This window comes from Paenibacillus sp. yr247 (assembly GCF_900103825.1).
Lineage (GTDB): Bacteria > Bacillota > Bacilli > Paenibacillales > NBRC-103111 > Paenibacillus_E.
The window spans coordinates 280,460-297,322 of sequence record NZ_FNIF01000002.1; the positions used below are offsets into that span (position 1 = coordinate 280,460).

General features: G+C 44.9%; 17 protein-coding genes. 5 read left to right on the top strand and 12 right to left on the bottom strand.

Annotated features, from left to right (window positions below; translation table 11 throughout):
• Nucleotides 1–38: 38 nt before the first annotated feature.
• On the top strand, nt 39–470 hold the full coding sequence (locus BLT91_RS05970; protein WP_090818069.1) for a hypothetical protein: 432 nt from the start codon (nt 39–41) through the stop codon (nt 468–470).
• Nucleotides 470–1,537: a phosphodiester glycosidase family protein gene (locus BLT91_RS05975; RefSeq protein ID WP_090818072.1), complete on the top strand. Its 1,068-nt coding sequence runs from the start codon at nt 470–472 to the stop codon at nt 1,535–1,537. The genes BLT91_RS05970 and BLT91_RS05975 overlap by 1 nt, the downstream gene beginning before the upstream one ends.
• A gap of 309 nt (nt 1,538–1,846) precedes the next feature.
• Here the strand turns inward: BLT91_RS05975 and BLT91_RS05980 are convergent, their stop codons facing one another.
• Complete coding sequence (locus BLT91_RS05980; RefSeq protein WP_047677456.1) at nt 1,847–2,101, bottom strand: AbrB/MazE/SpoVT family DNA-binding domain-containing protein; 255 nt, start codon at nt 2,099–2,101, stop codon at nt 1,847–1,849.
• 183 nt (nt 2,102–2,284) lie between these two features.
• On the bottom strand, nt 2,285–2,749 hold the full coding sequence (gene trmL / locus BLT91_RS05985) for a tRNA (uridine(34)/cytosine(34)/5-carboxymethylaminomethyluridine(34)-2'-O)-methyltransferase TrmL (RefSeq protein ID WP_090818077.1): 465 nt from the start codon (nt 2,747–2,749) through the stop codon (nt 2,285–2,287).
• Nucleotides 2,750–2,892: 143 nt separating this feature from the next.
• Here trmL and BLT91_RS05990 point away from each other — a divergent pair, with 143 nt between their 5' ends.
• Nucleotides 2,893–3,606 (top strand): response regulator transcription factor, encoded by a 714-nt coding sequence (locus tag BLT91_RS05990; protein WP_090818079.1) that lies wholly within the window; start codon nt 2,893–2,895, stop codon nt 3,604–3,606.
• An 89-nt stretch (nt 3,607–3,695) separates the two neighbouring features.
• Here the strand turns inward: BLT91_RS05990 and nrdF are convergent, their stop codons facing one another.
• From nrdF to serC, 4 genes are all read right to left on the bottom strand, one after another.
• Nucleotides 3,696–4,682, bottom strand: a complete 987-nt coding sequence (nrdF, locus tag BLT91_RS05995; RefSeq protein ID WP_090818082.1) for a class 1b ribonucleoside-diphosphate reductase subunit beta — start codon at nt 4,680–4,682, stop codon at nt 3,696–3,698.
• Nucleotides 4,683–4,704: 22 nt separating this feature from the next.
• A complete protein-coding gene (nrdE, locus tag BLT91_RS06000; RefSeq protein WP_090818085.1) occupies nt 4,705–6,789 on the bottom strand; it encodes a class 1b ribonucleoside-diphosphate reductase subunit alpha in 2,085 nt (694 codons plus the stop codon).
• Nucleotides 6,776–7,135 (bottom strand): class Ib ribonucleoside-diphosphate reductase assembly flavoprotein NrdI, encoded by a 360-nt coding sequence (gene nrdI, locus BLT91_RS06005; RefSeq protein ID WP_090818088.1) that lies wholly within the window; start codon nt 7,133–7,135, stop codon nt 6,776–6,778. Before nrdI ends, nrdE begins: the two co-directional genes overlap by 14 nt.
• Nucleotides 7,136–7,732: 597 nt before the next feature.
• Nucleotides 7,733–8,821, bottom strand: coding sequence for a 3-phosphoserine/phosphohydroxythreonine transaminase (serC, locus tag BLT91_RS06010; protein WP_090818091.1), 1,089 nt, complete (start codon nt 8,819–8,821; stop codon nt 7,733–7,735).
• 142 nt (nt 8,822–8,963) lie between these two features.
• Between serC and thpR the strand changes: the two genes are divergently transcribed.
• A complete protein-coding gene (thpR, locus tag BLT91_RS06015) occupies nt 8,964–9,587 on the top strand; it encodes an RNA 2',3'-cyclic phosphodiesterase (protein ID WP_090818094.1) in 624 nt (207 codons plus the stop codon).
• 123 nt (nt 9,588–9,710) lie between these two features.
• Nucleotides 9,711–10,565, top strand: a complete 855-nt coding sequence (locus tag BLT91_RS06020; protein ID WP_090819750.1) for a DUF421 domain-containing protein — start codon at nt 9,711–9,713, stop codon at nt 10,563–10,565.
• A 59-nt stretch (nt 10,566–10,624) separates the two neighbouring features.
• On the opposite strand, the gene BLT91_RS06025 is transcribed toward BLT91_RS06020, so the two are convergent.
• The 6 genes from BLT91_RS06025 to glnA form a co-directional block, all read right to left on the bottom strand.
• Nucleotides 10,625–11,245, bottom strand: a complete 621-nt coding sequence (locus tag BLT91_RS06025; protein ID WP_090818097.1) for an NUDIX hydrolase — start codon at nt 11,243–11,245, stop codon at nt 10,625–10,627.
• A complete protein-coding gene (locus tag BLT91_RS06030) occupies nt 11,245–11,763 on the bottom strand; it encodes a mismatch-specific DNA-glycosylase (RefSeq protein WP_090819753.1) in 519 nt (172 codons plus the stop codon). Before BLT91_RS06030 ends, BLT91_RS06025 begins: the two co-directional genes overlap by 1 nt.
• A gap of 108 nt (nt 11,764–11,871) precedes the next feature.
• Complete coding sequence (locus BLT91_RS06035; RefSeq protein ID WP_090818100.1) at nt 11,872–13,104, bottom strand: DUF1501 domain-containing protein; 1,233 nt, start codon at nt 13,102–13,104, stop codon at nt 11,872–11,874.
• Nucleotides 13,105–13,118: 14 nt separating this feature from the next.
• Entirely contained in the window at nt 13,119–14,438 is a 1,320-nt protein-coding gene (locus tag BLT91_RS06040) for a DUF1800 domain-containing protein (protein WP_090818103.1), read from the bottom strand.
• Between the two features lie 130 nt (nt 14,439–14,568).
• Nucleotides 14,569–15,120, bottom strand: coding sequence for an NADPH-dependent FMN reductase (locus BLT91_RS06045; RefSeq protein ID WP_090818106.1), 552 nt, complete (start codon nt 15,118–15,120; stop codon nt 14,569–14,571).
• Nucleotides 15,121–15,306: 186 nt separating this feature from the next.
• Nucleotides 15,307–16,731 carry a type I glutamate--ammonia ligase gene (gene glnA / locus BLT91_RS06050; RefSeq protein ID WP_090818109.1) on the bottom strand — a complete coding sequence of 475 codons (1,425 nt, stop codon included), beginning with the start codon at nt 16,729–16,731 and terminating at the stop codon, nt 15,307–15,309.
• Between the last annotated feature and the right edge of the window lie 132 nt (nt 16,732–16,863).

Genomic DNA, 16,863 nt, shown 5'->3' on the forward strand with positions numbered 1-16,863 from the left:
TATGGAATATGCTATACTAATAAACAGAGGTGATTTTCATGAACATGCCCATCGAGACTACGACCGCAAATTCTTTCCCTCGCGCTTCGAAGGCAGCCAAGGTAGGGAAGAAAACGTACGTATACTTGTTTGTGGGTTGGGTCATGCTGGTCGCAATCGGAGTGGCAGCAGCTATGTTGTACACAGAGCATTTGAGACAAAAAATAGCAACCGATATCGCACAGCAAACCCAGCAACAACTGCAAGTGGTTCAACAAGATTATCAGAAGCAGGTTAACCAATTGAAAGATAGTGTTACTACCGACATGAAAGCTTTGCAGACAAAGGTAGACTCACTCAATGAACTACTCGCTTTCACGAAGGACAGCGCGAACAGCAAAACAGATAACAGTAACCAACTCTACACGCAGCTTGCCGACGTGAAGAAGAAGCTGGATGAACTGCAAAAAAATCTGGATGTGTTAAAGTAATGATAGCTATTCAACAAATCAATCGCTTCTTTCTACTTGCTTGCGCCCCGTTCGTGGGGATGCTCATTTGGCTGCTTTTCGTTACTACGAATGTCCCTATCAACCCTTGGGTACCTAATGCGTCTACACCAATCTCGTTTCACCAAGAAGCGCTTACGTTGAATAACATGCTGACTAAAGCTAATATTGACGCTGTGCAGACCAAAACAATCATTCAGCAATATTTCCAATTGTATGAGAAAAGTACCGCGGAAGTAACATCACTGCTTCAGAATGCAGCAGCACAAGCTGCAAAACCCGGCATCATCTATGATGCACGTATTACAGCCAAGCTCGGAAGCCCTATGAAACAAGCTTCTTCCGGGAATATCGACTTAAAGCTATTCACTTTGAATGAAAGCAACTATAAAGGTTATGCTCTTAAAGTAAATCTCAAAAGTGATAAGGCCATTAAACTTGTTCTAGGCAAGGACAAAATTGGCTCCAGTGAAACGACCTTAGAAGCCGCGGCGCGCTATGGTGCCATCGCTGGTGTGAATGCAGGTGGCTTCGCCGATGATAACAAAGGCAAACGCTATCCGCTAGATACAACTATGATGAATGGGAAGTATGTAAATGGCTTCTTTCCTACCAACAACGATACGACCTTTATCGGATTGAACAAAGACCGCAAGCTCATTGGCGGTAAGTTCAGTTCTCAGTCGGAGCTGGATAAGCTCAACCCGTTGATGGGATCTACCTTCGTTCCTGTTCTCCTGAAGAATGGAAACAAAATGCCTATTCCCTATCAGTGGCAAAGCTCGCCGGCAAGGGCGGCTCGGACCGTCATGGCCAACTACAAAAATGACCAATTATTGTTTATTGTGACCGACGGCTATGACGAGAGTGGTAACTCGGGGGCTACACTTGCTGAGCTGCAGGACAAAATGCAACAACTAGGCATCGTAGACGCCTATAACTTGGATGGAGGAGGCTCTACCACCTTAGTCATGGGAGGCAGTGTCATTAATCGTCCGTCTGATGGTAAGCTTAGACCGCTAGCCACTAACTTTCTATTTTTCAAGTGACCCAAATTATTCACACTTTATTCGTTTCTTTTTTTTAGATGGTTGGGTATAATAAGCCTAACTATATGCATTTACGGTTTCTAACCCAAAATGGAGCAACTTTGAGCAAACTCAAAGATCCCTATATTAGGAGGTGCAGCAATGTTTGGTTTATCAACAACATTTTGGCTCGTTATCACTGTTTTTGTATTATTTCTCGTCGCTATGATGACGGCTTCCTATAACGAGGACAAAACAAAAGGTCTATAAGGCAAAAGAAAAAGCATCTGCTTCTCCCTAGGAGTAGCGATGCTTTTTCTTTTGCTTCTTTTAGGCTCTAACTTTCAACAAGTTCATTTCCGTTACACAAACTCCGCAAATATAACGTTCTTTGAATTCACTGACACTTTCCATGCTTCCACAGAACACACATTTCGGACGGTATCTCTCCAGAATGATATGGTCACCCTGCACTAAAATTTCCACGGGATCTCCTTCATTCATTTGATAACGTTTACGTAACGATTTAGGCAGTACAATACGTCCCAATTGATCGACTTTACGAACCACTCCCGCTGGCTTCATCATAGGACTTCACCTCTCTTCCGCTCACGTTTTCCATGCTTTTGAACTTTCCTAGCATATCTATACGGACTGATACCGATTACTATTCGCCGTTATTCAAGAAACTCCTTCTAATAACAGACTGAAACTTTCTTTTTCCTGTCAAATATGTAGACCAAAGCCCTCAATTGAATGACCTGAACTCTAGTCAAGACCCACGAAACCCGTCTGCCGTAAGCCCTCATACAGCATAATAGCGGCAGAGTTGGATAAATTGAGCGATCTGACCGCATCTGACATCGGTAATCGGAGCAGCTTCTCGGGATGCTGACGTAAGAGCTCTTCGGGGAGACCTTTCGTCTCTTTGCCGAATACAAAGAAATCACCATCTTGAAATGTAAAATCAGTGTAACGCTTCTTCGCTTTCGTTGATGCGAAGAAAAAGCGGTGACCTTTATATGCCTCTAGCACCTCATCAAACGAGTCGTGATACTCGAGCTTAACCGAGTGCCAATAATCCAATCCCGCACGTTTCAGTGTCTTGTCATCTGTCTGAAAGCCAAGTGGTCTCACCAAGTGAAGATACGTACCTGTCGCTGCGCAAGTTCGTGAAATATTACCTGTGTTGGCAGGAATTTCGGGTTCTACTAATACAATATGAAAAGCCATCTCTGTCAAATTCACCTCATTCTCTATCCTATTATAAGCGAATACGGATTGCAATTTTACACAGGGTTAACTTTATCTTAATATCTCGATGATAGAGCACTGTCATAATAGAGATATCCTTCGAAAAAGGAGTCAACCCATCGATGAAAATGAAAATCTTAGTTGTTGATGACGAACCCTCCATCTCCATGCTTATAGAATTTAATCTGAAGCTCGTAGGCTTCGAAGTCCATTGCGTATTTGATGGAGAAGCTGTATTCGATGCCATCCAGACGTTTCGCCCTGATCTCATCGTTCTCGATTTAATGCTGCCGAAGATGGACGGCTTTCAAGTATGTCGCAAGCTTAGAAATCAGAATAACCTCGTACCGATTATCATGCTGACAGCAATGCAGGATCTCACGGATAAAATTGCCGGACTGGATAACGGTGCCGACGATTACATGACCAAGCCGTTCTCACCGCAAGAGCTTATTTCTCGTATACATGCCATTCATCGTCGGATTCAAACTTTACCTTCCTTGACGGAAAACGCGCCGATCACCATTGGCCAAATTGCTATTAAAGCCGATCAACGCGAGGTAACAGTGAAAGGCTCCCCTATTGAGCTAACACCTAAGGAGTTCGAGCTTCTGCTCTTCCTTTGTAAGCACCGCGGCAAAGTATTAAGCAGACAGCAATTGCTTCATGGTGTGTGGGACTATCATTTCCTCGGCGACACCCGAATTGTCGATGTGCATATTTCACACCTGCGGGATAAAATCGAGCATAATGCCCGCAATCCCGAGTATATCATGACCATCCGAAATGTCGGTTACAAACTGACAGAGCCTGTAGTTAAGGAATCGCTGGCTTAATAAAAAGAGACTAAGCAGATGATTTTCCGCTTAGTCTCTTTTTAAATTGACAATAGATAAATCATTATCCTCAATATAAACATCGAGTATTAGAAAATGAAGTCATCATCCGTCAGCGCCTCAACGTGAATCGTACGTACATAACCGTTGCCCTTTTTCGAGAAAAAGTCATGCTGTTTCGTCTTCGTGCTTAGACCGTTAAGAACAATCGGATTAATATCCTCTTCTTCGAAAATCGGCTCTACACCAAGGTTCATGAACGCTTTATTCGCATTATAGCGCAAGAAAGCTTTCACTTCTTCAGCCAAGCCCAAAGTCCAGTAGAGACTTTCAGTATAGCTTTCCTCATTGGCGTGAAGCTCCTTTAGTAGAGCACACAATGTCTCATACGCCTCATCCTGCTCATCAGGTCTTAACTCCGCATAAACCTCTTGTGCCAATACACCAATATATAAACCATGAATACTCTCATCACGCAAAATCAAATCGATGATTTCCCCACTGCTCGTCATTTTACCCTGTCCGGCCAAATAAAGCGGATAATAGAAGCCGCTATAGAACAAGTAGCTTTCCAGCAAAACAGAAGCAGCCATTGCTAGATATAGCTCTTTCGTCGTATTAATATTCTCATAGTAGTGGGAAATCTTCGCCGCTTTAAACTGCAGAAAAGGATTGCGCTCCACCCAGAGGAAAAGCTCATTAATCTCTTCCGTCGTAGACAACGTTGTGAAAATACTGCTGTATGACTTCGCATGAATTTGCTCCATCATTCCCATGAAGCTGAGCACAGCTTTGCGCTGTAGCCCGTCGACATGCTCAAGAATCTTAGGCATACCAACGCCGCCTTGCATCGTATCTAGCAGGGTAAGGCCACCGAGAACCTTCATGTAGAGCTCGCGCTCAGCACCACTGAGTGTGATCCAAGACATTTTATCGTCAGACAACGGGATTTCCTCATCGGTCCAGAACTGCATGATATTTTGATTCCAGAAAGTAATCGTGAAATCATCATCAGGCCGATTCCAATTCACGGCTTTTTTGACGATCGCATGATTAGCGGTAGTCGCAGTAGTCATTAATGTCCAATCCCCTTCCAAATTACACCGAGCAGCTTACACATTCTTCAACGGATAGCTGGTTTGTTCGCGTGTAGTAGAGCGATTTAAGTCCTTTGTGTGCCGCATAAAGGTATAATTTAGCAAGTTGTCTCGTAGAAACATCACTATTTACATGTAAAATGGTTGAAATCCCTTGATCCACATGCGCTTGGATTTCAGCAATAAGATCGAGAATCTTGAATTGGTCCATTTGATAAGCCGATTTATAGTAGAAGAAATTATCACGTGCCATGAAAGGCATCGGATAGTAGGTCGTTGAGTTTGCATAGGTCCGAGTCTCGATAGGCTCGACAATAGGCATAACACTGGAAGTCGCATTTTGAATATAAGAAATACTTTGTGTCGGAGCAACCGCCAATCGGTAAGCATGATAAAGACCATGGGTTTTTACATCTTCTTTTAACTTGCTCCAATCGTTTGGCGATGGGATCGGCATTCCCTCAAACAAAGCCTTCACCTTATCCTTAACCGGACGATAATCCGTCTCTATGTAGCGGTTGAAATAGGCGCCATTCGCATACTCGGATCGTTCAAACCCTTCAAAGGCTTGCCCTTTCGATTTGGCAATTTCCATACTTTGCTCAATCGAATAGTAGTTCATCGCCATGAAGAAGGTGCGGACGAAATCTTTCGCTTCATCACTCTCATAGCTAATTTTATTCTTAGATAAGTAGCCGTGAAGATTCATAACACCCAGACCAACGGAATGCAGCTCTCGGTTCGCTTTGGCAACACCAGGCGCATTGCTGATCGTTGTCATATCACTAACGGCTGTCAACGCAATCATGCCCTCATGAACCGTTTCGCGCAGCTTCTTGCGTTCCATGACGTTAGCAATGTTCATGGAAGCTAGATTACAACTGATATCTCTAAGAATCAGATCGTCTTGACCATAATCGTTAATTTCCGAAGTTTCTTGCAGTTGGAAAATCTCTGTGCAGAGATTAGACATTTTAATCGTTCCAATACCTTTCAGGGCATGATCCCTGTTCGCATTCGAACGATTCATCATATATGGATAACCGGATTCCAGCTGGGTAGTTGCAATTTTAACTAACATGTCACGTGCGCTCATAACAACCTTTTTCTTTACCTTCGGATTAGCTAGGAGCTCATCATACATCTCATCGAGATCAAGATCGTCCAAATGCTTACCATATGCCTGGAGAACCGTGTAAGGAGCAAATACATGCAGTGGCTTATTCTCTTCCGCCAGCTTGTAGAACTTGTTCGGTACAATCAGGCCGATGGAAAGTGTCTTCAGACGGGATTTCTCATCCGCGTTAATTTTCTTACTATCCAGGAACTCCAGAACGTCCCAGCCGAAAATGTTGTAGTAGGCAGCTCCTGAGCCCTTGCGCTGACCCATTTGATCTGCGTAGGAAAAAGCATCCTCCATGAGCTTAAGTACAGGCATAATTCCTTTTGCGGCACGTTCCACACCTTTAATGGTTTCTCCACGTCCACGAAGCTTGGACAAGTTAACAGCTACGCCACCGCCAATTTTCGAAAGCTGCATGCAGGTAGCAAGTACGTAATTGATGGAGTTAAGCGAGTCGTCCATTTCCAGAAGGAAACAGGATACCATCTCGCCTCGGCGGCTTTTACCTGCGTTAAGGAACGTAGGTGTCGCCGGTTGCAAACGTTGTTCCATCATCGATACTGCAAGAACACGCGCCGTTTCTACATTTCCACGTCCCAAGTATAAAGCTACAATCGCAACGCGATCAGGGAAATGTTCCAGGTACAAAGATTTGTCGTCACTGCGTAAGGCGTAATCCGTATAAAATTTCGAAGCTGCCATGTAGGAGGCGAACTCGAATTGATTATCGTGGGCAACTTGATAAACATTGTCAACTTCATCTGACGTGTAGTGTGCATAAACATTCTCGTAATAATTCTGATCGATCATATAACGAACTTTAGAAGCGGTATCGGGGAATTTGAGGCTTTTGCTGTGGACTTCCTGCATAAAAACTTCAACGGCTTCTTGATCCTTTTCTAATTGAAAAAAACCATCCGCCCCGCGTTGCATCAATAAATTATTAAGCTCAATGTGCCGCAATTGCATGTACCCCCTGAACAAATCGTTCTACATCATTTTTGGTTCCGGACAACTCAAACTTAGTTAACACAGGCACATCATACAGCTGTGAGATGGTATCAGCACTTTTGGCAAAGCCGTCTCCCCAGTTGCGGTTACCGCTTGCTGCGACTCCAATAAGCCGAGAGTAATTACTTTCCAAGAAGGTAGCTACCTTCGCAGGAATTTGCCCAAAACCGGTTGTATACGTAACGAGCACGAAAGGCTCGTCCATTTTCATCGCTTCCTCGATCTGAATCGCAGGCATTTTGAGCTTAGCAATAAATCGGCGAACATTTCCCGTCTTCGAATCATAGGCAATCAGCATGGGTTCCGTCTCCTAAACATTCTCTATCTGGTGGCTCTTATGTAGATAACCCTATATGTAGTAAGTAATATGAATCTTACCATCAAGCTATGTCTAGTAAACTCACCGTCTCTTCGACAAAATAAGCGAATTTTCGATCGTGGGAAAAAGGCTGAAAATAATCGATACATCGGCAATTTACCCCGTATTTGGCGGTATTATTACTATGAATCTAACACTTGTTCAATTCGCTTTTTCACACGATATCTAGTTGATAGATTCAAATTTATATCAATATATTGTGTTTGTCAACGTGAAAAAACACACATTTCCATCACCAAAATTCCAAATCCCAGACAGGGCGTGGCTCGGGAGGATTTGAAAAAATTTTTTCGATTTAGTCTTGAATTTTTCACATTTGTCGAAAGGAACATTCCCAATAATCCCCATCTTGGTCCTACAAGATATAGATCCGCGCCCCCCTCAAAAAAAGCCCGCCAAACCGTCTCAGAGGCCGTCTAAGGACACTGCAAACGTAGTAGCGACCCTTATATCCTAAAACAAAAAAAAGCTATTCATGTGCACACGAGGGTGCCATGAATAGCTTTCAATCCATTCTTAACTGTTACGTTTTTGGAAATCAATCATGAAATCAGCTAGTGCTTTACAGGAAGCATAAGGAACCGCATTATACGTAGATGCTCTCAAGCCGCCTACACTGCGATGACCTTTTAGCCCAACAAATCCGTTTTGCTCGGTTTCCTTGATGAATTTCTTCTCCAGCTCTTCATCCTGCAAGCGGAACGTGATGTTCATCGCAGAACGACTACCAGGGTCAACAGGTCCACGGTAAAAACCACCGCTTTGGTCGATTGCGTTATAAATGAGGCCTGATTTCTCAAGATTTTTTTTCTCAATGACAGCTAGTCCACCTTGCTCCACAATCCATTTCAACACAAGGTTCATCATGTAGATCGAATACACTGGCGGTGTATTGTACAGGGAATTGTTTTTGCTATGAATTTCGTAGCGAAGCATGGTTGGAATCGTTTTAGGCAGATCTTGCAACAAATCTTCTTTGATAATCACCACAGTTACACCAGAAGGACCTAGATTCTTTTGTGCACCTGCATAGATCATGCTGAATTTCGAAACATCAACAGGACGGCTCAAAATATCGCTTGACATGTCACCAATTAACGGAACATTCCCAGTATCCGGAAACCTCTGAAACTGAGCGCCTTCTATCGTTTCGTTCGAAGTCAGATGCAGATAAGCGGAATCCGGATGAATGTTGATTTCATTTAAGTCCGGAATTTTCATGAATTTCTGTTCTTTCGAGCTTGCTGCGATGGCAACTTCTCCGAACAAGCCTGCTTCCTGAACAGCTTTCTCCGCCCATGCACCTGTAAGCACATAACTGCCTACTTTACCTGGCTTCAAAAAATTAAGAGGAATCATCGCGAATTGCGTACTCGCACCACCTTGCAGGAACTGTACTTGGTACCCATCAGGGATGCTAAAAATTTGTTTTAGTAATTGCTGCGTTTCATTATGTACTTGCTCGTATTCAGCGCTGCGGTGAGAAATCTCCATGATGGACATGCCGATGCCTTTAAATTCGACAAGCTCTTCTTGTGCTTTCTGCAGTACTTCGAGCGGTAATGCCGCTGGCCCTGCGTTAAAGTTATAGGCCCTATTTCCCATGAATGACCACACCTTTGCTTTTGTATTATGGCTATGATAGCAATATTCTCCTCATGCATCAAGTAAAACCTTAGTTGGCAATGCTAGGAGAAGAACAATTGAGGTAATAGGAAACAGATTATCAAAGGAGCCAGATTCCACCATGATTTCACCTGAAAAAGCGACAGAAACGCCATCAAATGCACAAACTTCCTCCGAAATGTATCGGCTGTTTGTCGGCATTCAGCTCCCGCCAGATATCCAGCGGGAGCTCGAAAAATGGAAAGGCAGCCTCCAAAAGGTGCTGCCCTTCCAAAAGTGGACGCATCCGCAGGACGTCCACGTCACGTTAAGCTTCCTCGGAGACGCGTCCGCCGAGACCGCCAATGCCCTGGCGATTGAACTCCGCCAGCTCGCAGCTGCGACGCTGCCGCTGACCCTGCACGCCGAAGGGCTCGGCGTGTTCGGTCCTCCGGCGGCGCCGTCGATCTTGTGGGCGGGCGTCGCCGGCGACCTCGATGCGCTGGCTGCGCTGCAGCGCGAAGTCGCGGGTGCCTGCGCCCGCCATGGCTTCCCGGCCGAGGCTCGCGCCTATCGGCCGCATCTCACGCTAGCCCGCCGCTATCGCACAGCGGCGGGCCCGTTTAGTCGTGCCGCCCTAGCGGTTGGCGCGCCTTCTGGCGGCTGGCCCGTGTGGCGGGTAGAGGACATCGTCCTCTACCGAAGCCACTTGGGCCGGCAGCCGGCATACGAACCGCTAGGTGTGTTCCCTTTCCGGGAAAAGTAATTAACGATCTTGCACATCTTTTCCTTCCTTGGAATGGATGCCTTGTTTTTGTATAACTTTCATGAGTTTTACAAACAATTTAATACGATTGAAATGACTTTTGATAAAAGAGGAGGATCCGTTGTGCCCGAATGGATTGAAATTTTTTTACGCACATTATTGGCAGTTGTCGTGCTTTTCTTTATGACAAAGTTGTTGGGTAAAAGACAAGTTTCTCAACTTTCCTTGTTCGAATACATAACAGGTATTACAATTGGTAATCTCGCGGCCTACATCTCATTGGAGGCGGATTGGTATTTAGGTTTGGTATCCTTAGCCGCTTGGGTTGCGTGCTCTTTAGGAATTGAATTTTTGCAGCTAAAAAGCAAAAAAATGCGAGATTTTATTGATGGTAAAGGAACCGTGCTCATTAGAGACGGAAAAGTTTTGGAAGATAATTTAAAGAAAGAACGACTCACCACCGATGAACTTATGGAGCAATTAAGAAAGAGATCCGTATTTAAAGTGGCTGATGTTGAATTTGCGATCATGGAACCAGATGGGGATGTTAATGTCCTATTAGCTCGAAAAAACCAACCGTTGACTGCAAAACATTTGGGCATCAAAGTTGCACCTGAAGAGGAGCCCCAAGTGGTTATCATGGACGGTGAAATTATGGACGAAGCATTGACCACCAGAGGTTTTAGTCGGGAATGGCTGAAAACCGAGTTAGATAAATTGGGTGTGACGATTGAAAATGTATTTCTAGGTCAAGTCGATTCGTACGGCCAACTGTATGTGGATTTGTTTGACGACAAAATCATGGTACCTGTGCCACAGGAAAAGGCAGCTCTATTTGCAACATTAAAAAAGTGCGAAGGCGATCTGATGTTGTATGGACTGACAACGAATAACAAAAAGGCAAAAGAGATGTACGAGCAGTGCTCAAAGCAAATGGAGGAAATCATAGCGCAATTGAAACCTGTACTAAAGCGGTAGTTGCTTTTGAGTAACGCGTTAGCGTACTCCCCTTTCACTTCGGGGGAGCACGCGCATGGTTAATCCAGCAGTACCTGCGAGGCAGGACCACGGACGAGTTCGAACATCCGCTGCAGCTGCTCAGCGGTGTTCCGCTCAACCGAGAGCTGCGGCAGCTCGTTTTCACCGAAGAAACGTACGCCGGTTGTTTCCAAGCCGGCTTCAAGCGCTTCCCCGCCCACCAGCTCGCACAAGATGAACATCTTGTACACGTGGTTGGCCGAGGGTGGGTGAGCGTGGCGCTTCTTATCGAAGACCGCCAGCAATCGCACCGGCTTGACGTCATAGCCAGCCTCTTCGCGGGTCTCCTTGACGGCGACCTCTGTAGGTGTGAGGCCGATATCCGCCCAGCCCCCTGGCAGAGCCCAAGCACCGTCAGCTCTTTCCTTCACAAGCAGCAGCTTGTTCTCCTGCAGGACGACGGCGCGAATATCCACTTTTGGCGTCTGGTATCCCGTGTCGCTGGCAAATAAAGCAGTCACCTTATCAACCGGTGTCTCCGTGAAATAACTCATCATCTCCACACTGATCTTTCGCAGTGCCTCATATCGCTCCAAGTCATAACCATTCTCTCCATAGGTAAGCCCCGCTTGGCTTATAGCTTGAATCTCTTTGGCCCAATCCAACCATGGAATATTCATCAGTTCCCCATCTCCGCTTCGCTAAATGCTTTTATTCCACTATAAATAGCTACCATTTCCTCAAGCTTCATCCGGACAAGTCCGCTAGAAGACGGGCATACATATTCGACCACACCTTCAACTACCGGATCTGGCTGACTCCCCCAATGCATCCCCCTTCGGCCGCTATACTGTTCATAGACCCCTTTACCTACAAAACAGACAACACCAGGCCAATAGGTCTGGATCTTTTGTCTCAAAATAAGGCGACCCTCCCGGTATTCCTCAGGGGTAATTTCAGCAGCTGTCAAAGAAGGTCTTGCCACGATATTCGTAAATCCATAACCAAGCTGAAGCAGATCTCTATCTTCTTGAGGCTTATAAAGCCGAGGTGTTAACCCCGCTTGGAAAAGAATTCGATAAAAGCGGTTGCTTGGACTCGCATAATGATGACCGGTTTCTCCGGATCGAATGCTTGGGTTGTACCCCACGAAAAGTATCCTTAAATGTTCCTGCAGATGATCCGAGATTGCCTCAATGCCCAACGTTTAACACCTCCTCCGGTTTTACGAAATCTTCGCCTTTTTCAATAGATTACCATTAACTTTTAAATACGGAAAGCCGAGGCACAAGGCCCCGGCTCTGGTCTAAATAAACTTCAAATATTCATAGGACTTACTAAGTACAGCGGCAGCATCGCCTTTTAACCATTTATCAATAAGAGTGCTGTAAACCGAGCGGAAGTCAACCTCATACTTCAGGTCCCCGTTGTCTAAATTACTGAGGCTTGGGTACGACCCATAGAGACCGCCGTTCACCTTCCCCCCAATCACAAACATTGGAGCTGCCGTGCCATGGTCTGTTCCGCCACTTCCGTTCTCCTTCACCCTGCGCCCAAACTCCGAAAACATCATCACCACAACACGGTCCTGCAGCCCTTGCGCCTCTAAGTCTTTATAGAACGCTGTCAGACCCTCATCAACCTGAGTCAGCACCCGTGCATGCTGTGCCTTCTCATCGGCATGGTCATCGAATCCGCCAATCTGAACATTAAATACTCTTGTGCCCGATTTGCCCGCCAACAGCTTGGATACTAATTGGAGATCCCTAGCAAAATTTGTTTTCGGGTACTCCACTTTATTGGCATAAGTTGCCGCTAAGGCTTGAATCGCTTCCACACTTTTGTATGCCTCATAACCACGCCCCGAAACGACGCGCAGCTGTTCCAACTGATTCTGTGCGCCGTACATCTCTAGAAATGCTTTGGTTATCCGATTTTTGTCCATCATCGCTGTCTTCGGATCAATTAAATGATACGCCTCCAGGGATTGGATGACAGGAAAGCTCAATTTCTCTGAAGCAAAAGCCTTGCTTCCCGATCCTCCAATCTGAACAGCTCTGAGCGGATTGCTGCTATCACGCAAAGATGACTCTGCATAGCGTGCAAGCCAACCGCTCCGGCTTAGCTTCGCAGGCTCGGCAGTCTGCCAAATTTCCATTGAGCGGAAATGGGAGTGATCGGGGCCTGGATACCCAACCCCTTGTACCACAGCCATTTTCCCAAGCTTATAAAGAGCAGCGAGACCAGCGAGACTAGGGTGCAATCCAACCTGATTATCTAAGGCCAGCACATCCTTTTGTTGAAAGCTAAGTGTCGGCCGCGAATCATAATATACCCCTTGCCCGTAAGGAATGAGTGTATTGATGCCATCATTTCCACCGCTTAACTGAACAACGACAAGCACAGGCTCATCAACGTCAACAGCAAAACCGCCTGCCAAGATCGATTTGCCCGTTTCCGTGAATAAAAATCCACCTAGTCCTAAAGTCGCAAACATGGCTGTACCTTTAAGCAGAAAATCCCTTCTCGTTAATTTCACTTCTTCACCTCCTGCTATTTCATTTGAGCTTCTGGGCTAATCAGGACTAATTGAAATAAGCCTCTTAAACCCGCACTTTTTTGTTTCGTATGTACTATGGTATCTTCGACGTAGGCGCTTAAACCCTGCAAGGTTTTATCTGACAGATCAGAGATCCCTAGCCGCTGACTCCACAGCTTTACCCATTCTTCTGATCGGTCAGTTTGTTCAGGCGTATAATCCGGCGATGTAAACAACTTGCCGTTAATTTGCTTGGCAATAGTCTCTGCGAACTGGTACCTCGATAATAAGGAGTTCGTATTCAGCCATGAAGCGCCTCCTCTCCAACCTGCAACGTCTGGCGGGGAATATAGCTCCTGTCCCATCCTCCTCATCGCTTGTGCATGCCCTTTTGAAACGGTTAGCTTACTGGATTTAAGAATTCCCGCTACATATTCTGCTGGTGATTTGATTAAAGACAACCGCAATTTCTCATCGTAAAAATCGTCCGAAAGGAACAGCTCTTGAAGCACTTCTCCGATCGTTGCCTTCTCTACAATATGTTCAGCCACTTTTTGAATCCAGCTTTCGGCGGGAGTGTCCGTCGCAAAATATTTGAGAAGCTTCGTGGCTAGAAAGGTCGACAGCGACTTTTGGTGAAAAATAATATCAACCGCGTCGTCAGAATCCAAGTTTCCTTTTTCACCAAGCAGTATTTTACTGTCATTGTCGTGTTGTTTGGAATTATAGCCTACTTTATTTTCCTTCTTATCATAGGTCCAGCCCGTGAAAGCCCGCGCCGCTTCCTTCACGTCCGTTTCTGTATACTGACCGATACCGAGCGTGAATAGTTCCATAACCTCACGGGCATAATTCTCATTCGGTTTACTTTTTTTATTCCGATTCACATCCAACCAAATCATCATGGCAGGATCCTTACCAATGGCGAGCACGAGTTCTTTGAAATTTCCTAATGCATAGTTGCGAAGCAGTGTATTTTGCTGAACCATTAACGTTACATCGTTAACCTTGTAATTCGCCGTTGCAAAATGTCCGTGCCAAAACAACGTCATTTTTTCAATAAGCGGTGCATCGGAATAAACCATCCGGTATAACCAATACATTTGCTGATCGGCTAATTGTAAAGGATCTAATGATTTCTTACCGTCAGCCGTCATTTGATCAAATGGGTTTAGTGCTGAAATATTATGTATGAGACCTTCACCGGTAATAAGACGTCGCACAGTCTCTTCACGACCAAGTGAAACACAAGCAGAAACTTCTTCTTCTGTAGAACCAAATCCGGCACGTTGCAATAAATGAATGGCTTCCTTGTTAGTCCATGGCGCTCCCATGATCTCCCCCCTCGCCCTAATTCCCAAACTCTACCACATAAATGTGTCAAAAGTGTGTAGAAATAAAAAAACAAACCAGAAGTTCTGGTTTGTTTTAAATGCCATATGCTTACGAATCTAGAGCAGTCGCCTAATCTTTCAGCGCTAATCGTTCAGCTAATTCGAGGAATGAACCCACTACACGACGAACACGTTTATTGACGTCAGGATGAATTTCACTATGTGCTACACCAATCTGGAAGCTCTTCCGCTGGTCGCCTCCTATGGAGAGCCATTCTGGGCAGTTTATGCCGTGGAGATTGCGTACAATAGTTTGCAATTGCGTTAAGGAGCTTACGGCAACTGCCCCCCCTGCTGAGCTGACGGATAAGACGGCTTTGTTATTAAAATGTTCTTGTGCAAGATGATCAAGCGCATTTTTCAAAACCCCGGAGATTCCACTATGATATTCCGGTGTTGTAAGCACGATCCCCTCTGCCTCATTCATCGCTCGTTTAAATCTCTCCAGGTCTTCATGACCACCATGAGCATCATCAGGGGAATAGAAGGGGATTGGCGATTGGTAAAGATCAATGAGTGTGGCCTGTTGGCCATCCAACTCCATCAGATGCTGGATATATTCAGCAAGTCTTGTGCTCGTGGCAGCTTTGTGATTACTTCCTGCAATAATGGTAATTTTCATACGAATCTTCCTTCCATGTCTTTAAATGAATGATGCTCTCATTATACCTTGCTTCCAATTGTGATAACAACATTAATTAGAACAATTATTAAAATGGTTTCAATATCAATATAAAAAGCTGCTTTCTCCATAGATGACTATGGGAGAAGCAGCTTTGAAAGTTATTGATGTATAAGTGCTAAAGAATTAGCAATCAAAGTAAAGGTTATACTCGTGTGGGTGAATACGGATTGCAACAGCTTTCGCTTCGCCACGTTTCATATCGATGTAGTTATCGATGAAATCTTGTGTGAATACGCCGCCTTCGAGCAAGAAGTCGGAATCAGCTGCAAGAGCATCTAAAGCTTCATCTAATGTACCAGGAACGCTGCGGATTTCAGCTTTCTCTGCATCGGACATTTCATAGATGTTAGTATCAAAAGGACCGTATCCAAGCGCACGCGGATCGATTTTCTTTTTGATACCGTCGAGACCTGCCATCAGCATTGCTGCGAAAGCAAGGTATGGGTTAGCTGTACTATCCGGTGTACGGAACTCAATACGACAACCTTTTGGTGTCACAGCTGCAATTGGAATACGAACTGCTGCAGAACGGTTACCTTTGGAGAATACAAGGTTAACCGGTGCTTCGTATCCAGGAACCAGACGTTTGAAGGAGTTTGTACTTGGGTTCGTGATTGCAATCAACGCAGGAGCGTGATACAGGATACCACCGATATAGTTGATAGCTAATTCACTCAGGTTTGCATAAGCACCTTTTTCATAGAACAAAGGCTCGCCCTCGTTGAAAATGGACATGTGCACGTGCATACCGCTACCATTGTCACCAAACAGTGGTTTTGGCATAAATGTTGCTACTTTACCATATTCTCTAGCCGTGTTAGCAACGATGTACTTGTATTTGAGCAGGTTATCTGCTGTTTTAGTCAATGTGTCAAAACGGAAGTTGATTTCAGCTTGACCAGCTGTAGCCACTTCGTGATGGTGACGTTCGATACGAAGACCTGCATCAGCAAGCTTGTTACACATTTCGGAACGAATGTCTTGTTGGGAATCCATTGGAGCTACTGGAACGTATCCGCCTTTAACTGGAACTTTATAACCAAGGTTTCCGCCTTCTTCTTTGCGGCCTGTGTTCCAGCCTGCTTCTTCGGAGTCAACTTCGAAATAAGATTTGTTCATTCCGTTTTCGAAACGAACATCATCAAAGATGAAGAATTCGGATTCAGGAGCGAAGAATGCTTTTGTGCCAACGCCTGTCGTTTGCAAATATTCTTCTGCTTTTTGAGCAATGCTGCGCGGATCGCGATCATAACGCTCGCCTTCAGGTGTATGGATGTTACTCATAATGACCAATGTTGGGTGAGCTGTGAAAGGATCAACATAAGCAGTCTCTGTATCTGGCACCATGACCATGTCAGATTGTTCAATACCACGGAATCCTGGGATGGATGAACCGTCAAAAGCTACTCCGTTTACGAATGTTTCTTCATCTACTTCAGTAGCAGGCAAAGAAATATGCTGTGCTTTACCGGACAGACCTACGAATCGAAAATCTACCCACTCAATGTTTTTTTCCTTGATAAGGTTCAACACGTTTTGAACTGACATTTAAAAACCCTCCCATTTCCGTACATTCAACGTACTTTACATGATTATTGTTCATCTTTTTTGTTGTTATCTTGCACATATTATATAGCTTTTGATCTAACACAGTCAATACTTATGTCAGGTATTTTTTAT